This is a genomic window from Enterococcus sp. AZ091, assembly GCF_051714805.1.
GTDB lineage: Bacteria > Bacillota > Bacilli > Lactobacillales > Enterococcaceae > Enterococcus_D > Enterococcus_D gallinarum.
On sequence record NZ_JBIOSO010000002.1, the window covers coordinates 123,144 to 137,263 of the forward strand.

Here is a 14,120-nt window from a genome sequence, read left to right on the forward strand (position 1 = left end):
CTGTTAAGTGAGAAAAGTTTACTGCAGAAGAAAGATATACCATGAATCCTGTTTTTATAAAATGCTGATATACCAATGATGCAAAGAATCTTTGCGTTGATTTGACATGTGTTTGCTTGATAAAAGAAGTTCATTAGACATAAACTTCATACGAGGTGATTGGGATGCAAAGAAAGTAATTTGTGGAATAAATGTTTGATTAAGAGAATTGTTTTTATGACCGAACAGAAAACGAATGAAACCAAATGATTGATGGAATCAAATAATTGTAAATTAAAAAAAGATAAATTATACTGTTTTGACATCTGAAATAAGCGAGTTTAATTTTAAAAGGAAGAAGGTTAAGGTGAATGTTTGTGAAACAGAGAATTAAGATTTATTTGTCAGTAATCATCCTTTTAAGTGCAGCATTAGGGATACCTGCATTTACAGTTTATGCTGAGTCTCAAACGATGGCTGTTTTAGAAGATGCACAAGAAACACAAGAGACTTCAGTGGAAAGTCAAACGAAGGAAAAGATGTTAGCTGTCACAAGTTCAACGACAAGTTCTACTGATGATCTACCTTCCTCAAGTCCAGTATCGGAGCAGACAGATAACAGTCAAAAAAGAAGTGAAGAGACAGAACAAAATACAGACGAGAGGGAGATGCAGGTTTCAACAGATGAAAACTCACAATCTTCTGCAGAAATAGAGTCTCGAGCGGCTAAAGTAGCGGAAGCACAGTTGAAGATCCATGTTTCGGATAGCAACGTTAATCAAGGGATTTCGGGTGCTTATTTTACCTTTACTTCTGTGCATTCAGGCGCAGAATACTTATTAGTTACTGACATAAATGGCGATATTTCTGTTAATGTACCCGCAGGAGCATATATGTTGAAACAAGTTGGTACAACTGACCAAAAAGAAAATTATGCTTTTACTTCCACGGGAAATTCTATCGAACTTCAACCAGGTGAAGTGAAGTCTTTATCTTTATATGAACGGCATATCACTGGCGAATATGCTTTTGGTAATAGCCCGGATACCATTCATCTCCCAGTTGGGGGAACATTTGATTTTACTACGCAAGCACTAGGAATTGAAGCGTTCAAATTGAATTTTTCAGGTGCGATTGAAAAAAGTATTTCTGCATCACAAATCTATCCCTATTACAGCAATGTTGATACAAGTGTGCCTGGAAGTTATGTGGCGATATTTATGGCAAGGCAAGCTACCTATAGTGTGAATACAACACATGTTGTCCATGTAATCGTTGATCCGGCAAGTGTAGGCGAAGTGACAGTCAAGTATGTCGACACAGATGGGAATGAAATCTATCAGGAGCAATCATTAACAGGAGCTGTGGGAGAAACGTATGATACAACTACAACTGACTATCAGCTAGCAATCGATGGCTATACATTAGATAGTACGCAGTTACCGGATAATATGACGGGCACTTTCAGTGATACAGCCCAAACCGTGACCTACGTTTATACCAAAGATCCCATCCATGCAGCAGATGTAACGGTGGAATATGTGGATAATGAAGGAAATCAAATACACGAATCGCAAACACTTAAAGGCAATATTGGGGATAAATATGATGCCAACACGCCAGACTATCAGCTAGCAATCGATGGGTATATATTAGATAGTACGCAATTACCAGACAACATGACGGGCAAATTCAGCGATAAGGCGCAAACAGTGACTTACGTCTACATCAAAGATCCCGTTCCCGCCGCAGATGTGATGGTGGAATATGTGGATAATGAAGGAAATCAAATACACGAATCGCAAACACTTAAAGGCAATATTGGGGATAAATATGATGCCAACACGCCAGACTATCAGCTAGCAATCGATGGGTATACATTAGATAGTACGCAGTTACCGGATAATATGACGGGCACTTTCAGCGATAAAGCTCAAACTGTCACCTACGTCTACACCAAAGATCCCGTTCCCGCCGCAGATGTGATGGTGGAATATGTGGATAATGAAGGAAATCAAATACACGAATCGCAAACACTTAAAGGCAATATTGGGGAAAAATACGATGCCAGTACGCCAACGTATCAGCTAACGATTGACGGCTACACATTAGATGCTACGCAATTACCAGATAATATAACTGGAGTTTTCAGTGATACAGCCCAAACCGTGACTTACGTCTACACCAAAAATCCTGTTCCGGCAGCGGATGTGACAATCAAGTATGTGGATAGTGAAGGCAAAGAAATACATGAATCACAAGTAATAAGTGGAAAAATTGGGGAAAAATACGATGGTAGCACTGCAACGTATCAACTAATGATCGATGGCTACACATTAAACCAAAGCCAACTGCCAAAAAATATGACAGGCACTTTCAGCGATAAAGCTCAAACTGTCACCTACGTCTACACCAAAGATCCGATGCCAGCAGCGGATGTAACAATTGAATATGTGGATAGTGAAGGAAACCAACTTCACGAATCGCAAATCTTAAAAGGCACTATTGGGGAAAAGTATGATGCCAGTACGCCAGACTATCAGTTGACAATCGATGGGTATACATTAGATACTACGCAGTTACCGGATAAGATGACGGGCACCTTCAGTGATACAGCCCAAACCGTGACCTACATCTACACCAAAGATCCTATTCCAGCAGCAGATGTGACGATTAATTATGTGGATAACGAGGGCAAAGAAATTCACAAGTCAAAAACCCTAACAGGTAATATTGGGGAAAAGTATGATGCCAGCACGCCAGACTATCAGTTGACAATTGATGGGTATACATTAAATACTACGCAATTACCGGATAATATGACGGGCACTTTTAGTGATACAGCCCAAACAGTGACTTACACGTATACAAAAAATCCCTTCCTAGCAGCAGATGTAACGGTGAAATATGTGGATAATGAAGGAAAACAAATTCACGAATCACAAACACTCAAAGGCAATATTGGGGATAAATATGATGCTAGTACGCCAGACTATCAGTTACCAATTGATGGTTATACACTAGACACAAATCAATTGCCAGACAACATGACCGGGACTTTCAATGAAACTGAACAAACAGTGACTTATGTCTACACAAAAAATACTTTTCAAATAATCGATAATTCGAAACAAGTAACGTCGAATACAAAAACTGAGAACAATAACATAAAAACAAATCTAAAGGTAACAACTGCTAGAACAGCTAAAACAACATCCACAGCCCAAAGAACATTGCCTCAAACAAATGAAAAAAGCAATGGCTATCTTTTTCTTGGATTGGGCTTGACGAGCTTTGTAGGCTGGGTCTTATGGCGCAGAAAATGATGAATACACACATTGTTTGAAGTTCAATAGAAACTTTTGCTAGCTTTCAATGACAATCGTTGAAGCTAGCAGAAGCGATATTGACTCAGAGAAAGCGATTTGTTATACTGACCCTGAAAATAACTATGCCATCTAATATGATGAATGGAGTATGCTTGGTGAGTGTCACAGATATCTAATCAATAAGCTGAATAGACAAATAAACAGAGGTTTATTTGTTGTGCTTGTAGAAGTGATATCTGTCGATAAAGAGGATTATTGTGATCTCAGACGATAGGATGACTATCGTCTTTTTTTATACCCTTAGATGGCTGATTATTTTAGACAGGTATCTCTTTATTACGAAGAGGAATTTCAATGACTGAAGGGATTGGGGGCCTTCTAGTTGAAGAATAATTCCTTTTCTGAAGTAGGAGAGAAAACAAATGAATACAAGAAAAACGACTGATTTAATTGAAACAAAGGCCCAAATCACAGCTGTTCATAAGGATATCTTTGAACTAATGAGTGAACGAGGAAGAGGATTTGCACAAATAAAACGTGGCAGCTATTCCACAACCCAAGAGAATTATCCGGTAACGGGGGATTATGTCATGGTCGATTGGCGGGGGCAAGATCATAGTCTGATTCTGCGAACATTGCCTCGAAGGGCTGCTCTTGCTCGTGCCAATGAAGCAGAAAACAAGGCGCAGATCATTGCCGCAAATTTTGATTATGTGTTTATCCTGCAAGCATTAAACCGAGACTTTAACCTTCGCCGTTTAGAGCGTTACTTAACGCTTGCCTGGCAGTCTGGGGGGATTCCGATCATCATTTTGACTAAAAGTGATCTTGGAGAAGAGAATGCAACAAAGATTGCTGCCGTCAAACAGATGGCCATTGGCACTAATGTCCATGCGATCAGTACTTTTACTGAATCTGGAATCGCTGAACTTGATCCATATTTCCAACCCAATAAAACCGTTGTTTTAGTCGGTTCATCTGGCGTTGGGAAATCAACGTTGGTTAATTATCTAATGGGTAAAAACGTGATGAGAACGAAAACTATTCGTGAGAAAGATGGCCGAGGCAGACACGCCACGAGTCACAGACAATTACTAGTGTTAAGAAATGGTGCCAAAATCATTGATACACCAGGAATGAGAGAAGTTGGGATTTGGGATGCTACCGATGGGTTGAAACAGAGCTTTGCTGATGTAGAAAGTTATTTTGGGCAATGCAAATTTAAGGATTGCCACCATCAAAGTGAGCCAGGATGTGCCATCAAAGAAGCATTGCGAGCAGAGAAATTGTCTTTAGACAGATGGGAAAGCTACCTTAAACTACACGCAGAAGCAAAATATACGGACGATAAAACAGCCTATTTGAAAGAAAAGATAAACAGGGAAAAAGGTATCAGTAAAATGGTGCGTCAACTAAAAAGCGATTACCGACAGACGGCTTGTTTTGACAGTTTTATCTGTGAAGAATGCGGTCGACCGGTAAATCCTGAAAATGCAGGTAGTCAGCATCGCAACCACTGTCCCCACTGTTTAACGAGTCTTCATGCGGATACTCTTCCCGGAGACCGAGCTTCTTTGTGCCGAGGGAAGATGGATCCTATCAGTATTTGGTCCAAGGAGGATGGCGAATGGGCAATCATTCACCGTTGCCGAAATTGTGGTACTCTAAAGACGAATCGAATTGCGGCTGACGACAATCAGGAAAAACTCATTCACTTGGCGACAAGAGCGATTCAGTACCCACCCTTTGCTATCGAGAACTGTTAACTGTTTTGGTTTATAACGAAAGGAGAGCCACTGATGTATCAAATCCACCACATTCAAATTACTGTCAACGATGTAAAAAAAGCGGAACCCTTTTATGATCAATTGTTCCATTTGTTAGGTTTTGATGTTCAAAAGAAATATTCAGGCTATCTCGAACATGCCGACATGGAAGTAGTAGAGTATCTGAGTGATACCTTTGATTTTGGAATCTGTTCGCCAAAGCAAGAATGGATCAATGAGACAATTGATTCTAGAAAGCCTGGTTCCCTCCAACACATTGCTTTTAAAGCAGAAAGCAGGGAAGCTGTAGACGCGATCTATCCAAAAATCAACGCACTAGGAGTAAAGATTCTTCATGGGAAACCAATGGAATACAAAGAACGGATCGCGCCTAATTATTATGCACTATTCTTTGAGACGCCAGAAGGCCTCCGCTTTGAAATCTTTCATTATGCCTAAACCTGTGCGGACTTTTCGCATTTTTTAAATGAAGGAGTTTTAACCAAAAAAGACAAATCCTTTTCTGATTCGAATCGAGTTGATTCGATGAATGGGAAAGGATTTGTCTTTTTTTTAGTATAAAGCAAAATCATTTAGCTGTTCTAGTTTTTGTTACGAAGAATGGTTATAGATTTTGATCGACTAATTTTGTCTTATTGTTCTCCATTACTTTAAAGAATGGATAGTAAATGAAGATACTGATGACGATCAACAGTAGGCAAAAGAGAATGTTGCGCCAGTCCATACTTGAAAGATAAGCTTGTGCAAAAAACGGTGTGAAGGAAGGATCAACGATAAAGCCAATACCGATCCATCCAAGACTCTGAGCAAAGTAGGTCAGCAATAACGAAATGATCGGAGTGACCAAAAATGGGATTGCTAGAATGGGATTAAAAACGATTGGCAAGCCAAAGATCACTGGTTCGTTGATGGAGCATATTCCAGGAATCAAGGACAATTTTCCGATGGTGCGATATTCGGGAACTTTGCTTCGCATCATCAATAAAACCAATCCCAAAGTACCACCAGCTCCGCCAAGGACTGAAATCCGAAACATTTGTAAGTTCATTAAGTGTGTCATGGTTTCGCCATTTGCCATTTGCTCGGCATTCAAGCCAGTTTGAGCCATTCCCAGTGTAAAGACGATGGGAAAGATGATTGAAGAGCCGTTGATGCCAAACAGCCATAAGATATTACCTAAGGTCACGATCAACAAGAAACCGCCGAGACTGCCAGCGATGTTCGTTGCAGGAGTCAGAACTTCCATCACTGCTTCAGGAAAGATTTTGTTTGTTGCTGCTAAGAAGATCAAATTGATCCCATAGAAGATGATGATATTTGTCAACAGCGGAACGAGCATATTGATGAAGGTTGCCACCATGGGTGGAACGGTATCTGGCAGTTTCAATTTGATCTGTTTCACTTCAAACAAACGATTGATTTCTACCACTAACAAGCCGATGATGATTGCGACGAAGAGTCCGTTTGTTCCTAGAAAATTGAGGCTGATCGCGCCTTCTTTCACTGGTGTACAAACCATTAGAAAAATGACGGATGCAACCATACCATTCATGGAAGGGTTGATTTTGTATTCATTTGCAAGAGAGAAGGCAATCCCAAAGACGCTGATGAAACCAATGATGCCCATCGTCAATTGATAAGGCGCGGTGATGAGATCATAATTTGCTACAGCGAAATCTTTCCAGCCAGCCATAAATGTCATAAAGATATTGGCTGTTTCAGGATGGTACTGATCCATGTTGATGGGTGGGTTGGCAAAGATTAGAAAAAAAGAACCGATAACAATAAAGGGTAGTCCAAACATCATACCGCTGGATATAGCTTTTAAGTGGCGCTGATTGCCGATTTTTGCTGCGATGGGGCTTAGGACGTCATTCAGCTTCATGATAAATGCAGAGTTTTCCATGTAACTTCCTCCTATACTTGCCAAGGATTGAATGAAAACGCGCTTGGCACAACGTGATCTGGATCATAGTTCTCGATGATTTTTTCGTATTGTTCTTTGTAGTCATTAGTGACTTTTGCTTGTGGGATTACTTTGCTGGCTTCATGTAAGAAGTGTTCGGAACCACGACCCATTTCCTGCCCGCGGACAGTATGTTTATCCAAGGCAATATCAGGAATTTCTGGAACATAGCCCATCGCGAAACTCTTGATCACAATATTCTTGAGTAAGTCTGATGAGCGGTCTTTTTCCGACTGACATAAGTAACGAATCGCATGGAAGAAATACATTGCCCGATCGGATTCGTTGTATTGGAATTCCTTGCGCATCGTGTTTAAGTTATTGATCATAATGGCAGCCATTGGATTTCCCATACCTACATCTTCAACACTGATCGCTAGTAATCTTCTCCAGAGTTTTTCTTCAAATTGCGGTGAGGTGATATACATTTCATAGGCAAATTCACATGCCTCTTTTTCTTTGCCTCGACGGATCGATTTTTGCAATGCCGAGATAACTTCATCTCCGCGTAAACCGTTGCGGGTCGTCATTTTTGCCCAGGGATCTTGAATAAATTTCGTTTCTGTCATGATATAATACTCCTAATTGATAAAATTTGAGGTGGATCTTATGGATGTTGAAATGCTTATAGATAAATACCAACTGAATGATTCAGAAGCAGAAGTCTTGCGTTTTATGAAAAAAAATCGGCAGTCATTAAAAACTATCGGGATTCGCGATGTGGCTAAAGCATCCTATGTCTCTACAGCAACGATCATCAATATGGCCAAGAAAATTGGCTATTCCGGTTATAGTGAGTTGGTTTTTGCACTAGGTAACAGCCAATCGGATATTACGATGCCAAGCACTTTCTCCGATGAGGAAAAGGCGGCATTTATCGAGTTACTCTCTGAGTATCGCGACAAGCGCATCATGATCCTTGGCTCCGGTTTCTCTCAGAATCTCGCCAATTATTTTTCGGAATCTCTCAATTTATATGGCTTCCGTGCGACTGCCAATAGCCATCTGGAATTTCTTAGACAGCAAGTGCAGCAAGACATTCTGCTCGTTATTATTTCTAATTCTGGGGATACAGTTCGGTTAGCTGAGCTAGCGAAAATGGCTAACGACCACCATATCGATGTGATTGCTTTTGTTGGTCAAAAAAATTCAAAAATCGGCAGCCTAGCCACACTGACCATTAGCACAGAAACATATACTCCCCAAAGAATCTCCGATTACCAACCGAATCTTTTCTTTGGCACAACACTGAACCAATTTGAGCTTTTGCTAAGTGCAGCACTGAAGGCTATTTTTGAATAGAAGAACGATGTGGCCACTGTTTCTTCAAAACCTAGTATAAAGAATCTCTTTTGAAATGTAAGTGTTTTCCCTTTGTTCTGAACATGTTTAGGAATTTGCAAACTTGTTTAGAAAAAATTTCTATTCCCTCCACTATCCCATCATTGTTTGATTTTCGGCTAAACTGAGTCCAGATCAGATGGGAGGGAATGTATGAACAAACAAGCAGCGATACAGGTTCATGGATTGAGCAAAACATTTGGGAAGAAACGAGTGATTGATGATCTTAGTTTCACAGTCGAAAAGGGCACCATCTTTGGTTTGTTAGGACATAACGGGGCAGGGAAATCCACGACGATCGATTGTATTTTGGGCACACAAAAATGTGATTCAGCAAGGATCACGCTTTTGGGAAGAGATCCTAAGGCTGAACGGAAACGACTGTTTCAGTATGTGGGGGTCCAATTCCAAGAATCTGCCTTTCAAAATCAATTGAAGGTAAGAGAGATTTGCGAGATCACCCATTCGTTGTACGAAAATCCGCTAAACTGGAAGCAGGCGCTCCATGAATTTGGCCTTGTCTCTAAATTGAATTCATTTCTCGGAACATTATCGGGGGGCGAGAAACAGAAGCTATGTATCCTTTTGGCTATCATGGGGAATCCGCAAATCATTTTTTTGGATGAATTGACAACCGGACTGGACCCCCAGGCCCGGCGCGAGGTTTGGCGATACTTGCTCGCTTTAAAAGACAAGGGGGTCACTATCTTTCTGACCTCTCATTACATGGATGAAGTGGAAACGCTGTGTGATCGGATTCTAGTGTTAAACAAAGGCAAAGAAGTTGCTAGCGGGACGGTAGCTGATATTCTAGCAAAAGTGAATAAGAGGAATCTCGAAGAGGCTTTCTTGACGCTTGTTGGGGAGGAAGTGTAGGAATGAAAACATTTTGGTTGTTGTATCAATCAGAAGCAAAACTTTCTATGAGAGAGATGTCTTCAGTGATCTTTGGGATTTTTGTTCCAGTCGGGATCATTTGTCTGATGGCATTTATGGATCCGGACAATCACTCCTTGAATACGAACTTTGTCGCTGTCTCAACAGTCGGGATTTGTTCAGCTGGTGTGATGGGGCTTCCGCTAGCATTGTCTTCTTATCGGGAACGCAAGATCTTAAAGCGATATCAAGTAACACCGATCAGCCCGGCACAGTTACTTTTCGCCCATCTGTTGTTTTGTTTTACGATCAGTATTGTTTCCATGCTGTTGATATTAGGCGTTTTGATCACGTTTTTCCAATTTTTCTATGTCGGTCATTGGGGGCAATTTATTTCTGCCTATTTGTTGGTGATGGTTTCGATCCATGCCATCGGGTTGATCGTGGCCAGCTTGTCTCCTAGCGAAAAAGCCACCGGTGCGATCAATTCAGCGATTTTCTTTCCGATGTTTTTTCTTTCAGGAGCAACCGTTCCCTATGAGATCTTGCCAACCGGTTTACAGAAAGTTGCCGATGTCATGCCACTGACCCAAGGAATCAAATTGCTGAAGGCAGTCACATTCCATGAAGAAACAGGAATCTTTTTCACAATAACCCTTTTAGTGGTCATTACATTGATCGGTCTATTTGTTGCGATCAGATATTTCCGTTGGGAGTAAAAGCAGTTCAAATAAGTGGACCAAGCAGAAAAAGGATGCAGACTTTGATCGCTGCATCCTTTTTCTTTGCGATACCAAACCCTACACTATACCACCAATGTATAGTTTCTTGCTAAACTCCTGAAAGAAAGGTGGTTTAAGAGATGACGATAACCAATGAAAACAGCTACTTAACAGACGTGACTAAAAAGATCACCGCGCAAATCCAAGAACTTGAAACAACGGTGGATACCAATGAACAAGCCTACAAAGAAATCAAAAAATATACGGTGGATTATAAAAACGAATTAGACAAATACGAAGTCTATAATCATCAGCAGAACTTATCATTTATCGATAAGCGGAATACCTTTGAGACCAATCGCATCGCAAAATTGTCGTATCTGCAAGAAACACCATATTTTTCTCGGATCGACTTTCAATTTGACGGGGAAGAGGAAGCCGAGAAATTTTATATTGGCAGATATGGGTTTGTCGACAATTACGGGCAGCAACTGGTCTATGATTGGCGCGCACCGATCTCTTCTTTGTATTATGATTTTCCTTTAGGGAGCGCTTATTATGAGTCGATGGGAAAGAAATTTACCGGCAGCTTGCAATTGAAGCGACAATTTGACATCAAGAATGGCACAATCCGTTTCTTGGTAGACAGCAACGACGCCTTGAACGACGACTTTTTGATCAATGAACTGAGTAAGCACACGACCAAAGAGATGAAAACCATCATTCACACGATCCAAAAGGAGCAAAATGAAGCGATCAGAGATTCCAAAACAAGAAATCTACTGATTCAAGGGGTTGCCGGTTCTGGAAAAACTTCCATCGCATTGCATCGGATCGCCTACCTGCTTTATCAAAAAAGAGCAGAACTCGCCGCATCGGAGGTGTTGATTTTATCTCCCAATGAGGTCTTCTCTGATTACATTTCCACTGTGTTGCCTGAATTAGGCGAGGATGATCTCTTTCAATCAGATATCACACAGTTGATGCAGCCATTGATGGGGGAATCACTGGTGATTGGTGATCGCCAAGGGGAAATCGCAGCAATCCTCAGCAAGCCTCAATCGAAAAAAGCCCAGTCCTATCTCCACAAACGATCTGCGTCCTTCTTTGGGGCCATGGGTGAGTACCTCGAAACGATCCCAAAGAAGCTGTTTCGTGAAGACATAGTGATCGAGCCGGACATCCGTCTTACAAAACAGCAAATCCAAGCAGCGTTCGCCAACCTTCCAATCGCTGCTCTTTGGCAGCAAATAAAAGAATTGGCACAACGCTTGGCCAAAGAGTTGCCAGGCGATCAAAATAAATCTGCGGCATGGATTGCCTATGAATTAAAGAAGCGAACTGGAATCACCCAGCCATTGAGGGAATATGAGAAATTCCTAGCCACGCAAAAAGAAGTGTTGATCAAAGAAGAAAATACGCTTGCCTATTCCGATGCCTTCCCGTATCTCTTTTTTAAATGGAAGATCGTAGGACTGCCGATCAATCACCAGATCAAGCACCTTGTCATTGATGAGATGCAAGATTATTCTCTGCTCCAATTTTATTTACTGGATCAATTGTTTCCCTGTCAAAAAACGATCTGCGGAGATGTTAGTCAAAATCTACTCAGAGAGGATCCGGATTTTTTGACCCAAATACAAACCATCATTCCCGACAGCCGCGTGATCACCTTCAATAGGAGCTACCGATCCAGCTATGAAATCATGACCTATGCCAAACGCTTTACCACCAATCAGGATCTCCAGCCGGTGGAACGTCACGGCAAAGCAGTGGCAGAGATCCACCTAACGAAAGACCAAGACAAATGGACGGAACTTCGGCAGCAGATTGCTTCTTTTCAAAATTCATCGTATCGAACCTGTGGCATTATCTGTCAGTCCGAAGCCGCAATGACTGCGATCAAACAGCATCTTGTTGAGGTCCCCTTGACTTGCCTGACAAAAGAGACAAAAGCAATGGCAGAAGGAGTAATCCTTACCACGCCTCAATTTGCGAAAGGATTGGAATTTGACCAAGTGATCCTGCCGGATGTCCACGCGCATCAGCTAATAAAAAAGAGCAACCTGCTTTATACTAGTTGCTCTCGGGCGTTGCATGAACTAACATTGTTAGTAACAAGCTAGGAGGGGGAGAATGAAGACCTATAGCACTTCCGAAGTTGCCAAAATCGTTGGCTTTCACCCAAACACCATTCGCCGCTATGAAGAATGGGCATTGATCCCCACGCCGCTGCGCAAGCAGAATGGCTATCGGATCTACACTGACTATCATCTAGAATTGATCAAAACAGCGCGCATCGCTTTCCAGATTGAAGTTCTTCAGTCTGGGCTGCGAGAGCGGATGCGAGAGATGATCAAAGCATTAGCAAATTACGACTTTGATCACGCACAAACTTTGTTGGATCAGTATATCGTCGCGGTCGATCAAGAAATCGCTCAAGCCGAAGAAGCCATCTACATCGTGGAACATTTGCTGAAAGGAGAGTCCGCAGACAGGAAGTTTTCCCTCAAGCGAAGAGAAGCAGCGGACTACTTAGGCGTCACCACCGATGCGCTGCGAAATTGGGAATTAAACGGACTTCTTACCTTAAAGCGCAGTCGGAATGGGTACCGTATTTATGAAATGGACGACTTGAACCGCTTGAAAATCATTCGGATTCTGCGCTCTGCCAACTATTCATTAGAAGCCATCTTGCGACTGCTCAATTCTCTGGATCAATCGCAGGAACCAGACATTAAATCTGTTCTAAACCAACCCGATCCTGACGAAGACATCATTTCTGTCTGTGACCGTTTGATCGCATCCTTGGAAAAAGCCAAAGAAAATGCCCTCGGATTAACAGCCAAGATCAAGCAATTACAGAAACTCTCTACAACGCTAGAAAGCCCTCCCGCCAGCCATTGAACACTGTTGAAAAAAATGCACCGAGAGGAACCATCTGTAGAATTGGAGGAAAAACCATGGATCCATTCAAAAGCCCCATCCGCATCGAGTTTCCCTTAAGGGGAGAGTGGCAAGCACCCACGACCCCTGTTAAACGCGTCCCCAGTCATGGAACCAATCGTATGGGAATGAGGTATGCCTTTGATTTTGTCCAAGTCAATTGGAATAAGCCCCATAAACCGTTTTATGATACCTCTTTTGCCAAATATTTCCTATCCGGTGTGTCATTAGCGAGCTGTTACTGTTGGGGACAACCTATCTATGCTCCTTGCGAGGGTGAAGTCATTGCTGTGGTTGACGGTATTCCTGAACGGCAAACCGTTCATTGGATATCCGACGGAGCTCTCGCAATCAAAAATGCCCGCACCTTTAATGAATATCAAGACGATTTTAGCCAAATCGCTGGCAACTATTTAATTGTGAAACACGCCCCACAAGTCTATCTCGCTTTCGTTCATTTGCAGACCAATTCCATCGCTGTAGCTGTCGGTCAACAGTTGCAAAAAGGCGAGTTTCTAGGAAACGTCGGTCACTCTGGCAACTCCACCTCGCCTCATTTGCACTTTCAAGTCATGGACAGCGACGACATTGCCTATGCCAAAGGCTTACCCTTCGTCTTCGAGAAGTATGAACTGTATCAGGAGAATCGTTGGGAAATGGTCTATGATCAATGGCCTTCGGATACAGATCGGGTGAGGTTTTGAGGGGAATCTGTCGACAATAGGGTGGAAGCGGTGGTAGGTCAAAATAAAGAACGAGTTTGCTATTAATCTCTTTGCGGGATAATCTTTCATTCAATTTATAGAAGACAAAAAGGGCGGAAATCGCCCTTTTTGTCTTACTATTTTTTCTCTGCTTATCATTTAGCCAACTTGACAGATCAGAATATATTTGACCATACAGCAAGCATACCGCCACCAAAATTTTTGTTCATCAACTTATGGCTGGTGACAATTAAATAAAATTCAGCGGCATCTTTAGAAAGACTGTTTTTCACAGCCAATGGGGTCAAGGTATTTTTCAGACTTTCGACAACTGCAGGAAAATAGTCGTTTTTTTCCAGTCCTTTTTTTGCGCGTTCAAAGATTTCTCGCTCCTTATCGGTAATATCCTGCTGCAATAGTTGATTGATTTTTGCGAGAAGTTTGGCTTCTTGTTCCTTTTTTTTCATTAA

At 41.7% G+C, this 14,120-nt stretch carries 12 protein-coding genes; 9 read left to right on the forward strand and 3 right to left on the reverse strand.

What is annotated here, in order from left to right; translation table 11 throughout:
- Window positions 1-356: 356 nt before the first annotated feature.
- From IGJ28_RS13135 to IGJ28_RS13145, 3 genes are all read left to right on the forward strand, one after another.
- Window positions 357-3,305: a MucBP domain-containing protein gene (locus tag IGJ28_RS13135; protein ID WP_438845447.1), complete on the forward strand. Its 2,949-nt coding sequence runs from the start codon at window positions 357-359 to the stop codon at window positions 3,303-3,305.
- 425 nt (window positions 3,306-3,730) lie between these two features.
- Window positions 3,731-5,074, forward strand: coding sequence for a ribosome small subunit-dependent GTPase A (rsgA, locus tag IGJ28_RS13140; protein WP_252711607.1), 1,344 nt, complete (start codon window positions 3,731-3,733; stop codon window positions 5,072-5,074).
- A gap of 30 nt (window positions 5,075-5,104) precedes the next feature.
- The gene (locus IGJ28_RS13145; RefSeq protein WP_367178266.1) at window positions 5,105-5,533 is read left to right on the forward strand and encodes a VOC family protein; all 429 of its coding nucleotides are present in this window, start codon (window positions 5,105-5,107) and stop codon (window positions 5,531-5,533) included.
- A gap of 166 nt (window positions 5,534-5,699) precedes the next feature.
- Here the strand turns inward: IGJ28_RS13145 and IGJ28_RS13150 are convergent, their stop codons facing one another.
- Together IGJ28_RS13150 and IGJ28_RS13155 are read right to left on the reverse strand one after the other, a co-directional pair.
- A complete protein-coding gene (locus IGJ28_RS13150) occupies window positions 5,700-7,001 on the reverse strand; it encodes a PTS sugar transporter subunit IIC (RefSeq protein WP_029486393.1) in 1,302 nt (433 codons plus the stop codon).
- 11 nt (window positions 7,002-7,012) lie between these two features.
- Window positions 7,013-7,630, reverse strand: a complete 618-nt coding sequence (locus tag IGJ28_RS13155) for a hypothetical protein (RefSeq protein ID WP_003125462.1) — start codon at window positions 7,628-7,630, stop codon at window positions 7,013-7,015.
- Window positions 7,631-7,670: 40 nt separating this feature from the next.
- Between IGJ28_RS13155 and IGJ28_RS13160 the strand changes: the two genes are divergently transcribed.
- The 6 genes from IGJ28_RS13160 to IGJ28_RS13185 all read left to right on the forward strand — a co-directional run bounded on the left by IGJ28_RS13160 (window position 7,671) and on the right by IGJ28_RS13185 (window position 13,650).
- Window positions 7,671-8,363: a MurR/RpiR family transcriptional regulator gene (locus IGJ28_RS13160; RefSeq protein ID WP_195957356.1), complete on the forward strand. Its 693-nt coding sequence runs from the start codon at window positions 7,671-7,673 to the stop codon at window positions 8,361-8,363.
- 192 nt (window positions 8,364-8,555) lie between these two features.
- Window positions 8,556-9,278, forward strand: coding sequence for an ABC transporter ATP-binding protein (locus IGJ28_RS13165; protein ID WP_195957357.1), 723 nt, complete (start codon window positions 8,556-8,558; stop codon window positions 9,276-9,278).
- Between the two features lie 2 nt (window positions 9,279-9,280).
- The gene (locus IGJ28_RS13170) at window positions 9,281-9,997 is read left to right on the forward strand and encodes an ABC transporter permease (protein WP_138371230.1); all 717 of its coding nucleotides are present in this window, start codon (window positions 9,281-9,283) and stop codon (window positions 9,995-9,997) included.
- A 143-nt stretch (window positions 9,998-10,140) separates the two neighbouring features.
- Window positions 10,141-12,126, forward strand: coding sequence for a HelD family protein (locus tag IGJ28_RS13175; protein ID WP_195957359.1), 1,986 nt, complete (start codon window positions 10,141-10,143; stop codon window positions 12,124-12,126).
- Between the two features lie 10 nt (window positions 12,127-12,136).
- Entirely contained in the window at window positions 12,137-12,907 is a 771-nt protein-coding gene (locus IGJ28_RS13180; RefSeq protein WP_252711605.1) for a MerR family transcriptional regulator, read from the forward strand.
- Between the two features lie 56 nt (window positions 12,908-12,963).
- A complete protein-coding gene (locus IGJ28_RS13185; RefSeq protein WP_252711604.1) occupies window positions 12,964-13,650 on the forward strand; it encodes a M23 family metallopeptidase in 687 nt (228 codons plus the stop codon).
- A 176-nt stretch (window positions 13,651-13,826) separates the two neighbouring features.
- Here IGJ28_RS13185 and IGJ28_RS13190 read toward each other — a convergent pair whose 3' ends face one another.
- On the reverse strand, window positions 13,827-14,117 hold the full coding sequence (locus tag IGJ28_RS13190; protein WP_252711603.1) for a bacteriocin immunity protein: 291 nt from the start codon (window positions 14,115-14,117) through the stop codon (window positions 13,827-13,829).
- Between the last annotated feature and the right edge of the window lie 3 nt (window positions 14,118-14,120).

What these genes read in the sequence shown, in the direction of transcription:
- rsgA (WP_252711607.1), top strand. Translation starts at nt 3,731, where the DNA reads ATGAATACAAGAAAAACGACTGATTTAATTGAAACAAAGGCCCAAATC.
- IGJ28_RS13150 (WP_029486393.1), bottom strand. Translation starts at nt 7,001, where the DNA reads ATGGAAAACTCTGCATTTATCATGAAGCTGAATGACGTCCTAAGCCCC.
- IGJ28_RS13155 (WP_003125462.1), bottom strand. Translation starts at nt 7,630, where the DNA reads ATGACAGAAACGAAATTTATTCAAGATCCCTGGGCAAAAATGACGACC.
- IGJ28_RS13160 (WP_195957356.1), top strand. Translation starts at nt 7,671, where the DNA reads ATGGATGTTGAAATGCTTATAGATAAATACCAACTGAATGATTCAGAA.
- IGJ28_RS13165 (WP_195957357.1), top strand. Translation starts at nt 8,556, where the DNA reads ATGAACAAACAAGCAGCGATACAGGTTCATGGATTGAGCAAAACATTT.
- IGJ28_RS13170 (WP_138371230.1), top strand. Translation starts at nt 9,281, where the DNA reads ATGAAAACATTTTGGTTGTTGTATCAATCAGAAGCAAAACTTTCTATG.
- IGJ28_RS13175 (WP_195957359.1), top strand. Translation starts at nt 10,141, where the DNA reads ATGACGATAACCAATGAAAACAGCTACTTAACAGACGTGACTAAAAAG.
- IGJ28_RS13180 (WP_252711605.1), top strand. Translation starts at nt 12,137, where the DNA reads ATGAAGACCTATAGCACTTCCGAAGTTGCCAAAATCGTTGGCTTTCAC.
- IGJ28_RS13185 (WP_252711604.1), top strand. Translation starts at nt 12,964, where the DNA reads ATGGATCCATTCAAAAGCCCCATCCGCATCGAGTTTCCCTTAAGGGGA.
- IGJ28_RS13190 (WP_252711603.1), bottom strand. Translation starts at nt 14,117, where the DNA reads ATGAAAAAAAAGGAACAAGAAGCCAAACTTCTCGCAAAAATCAATCAA.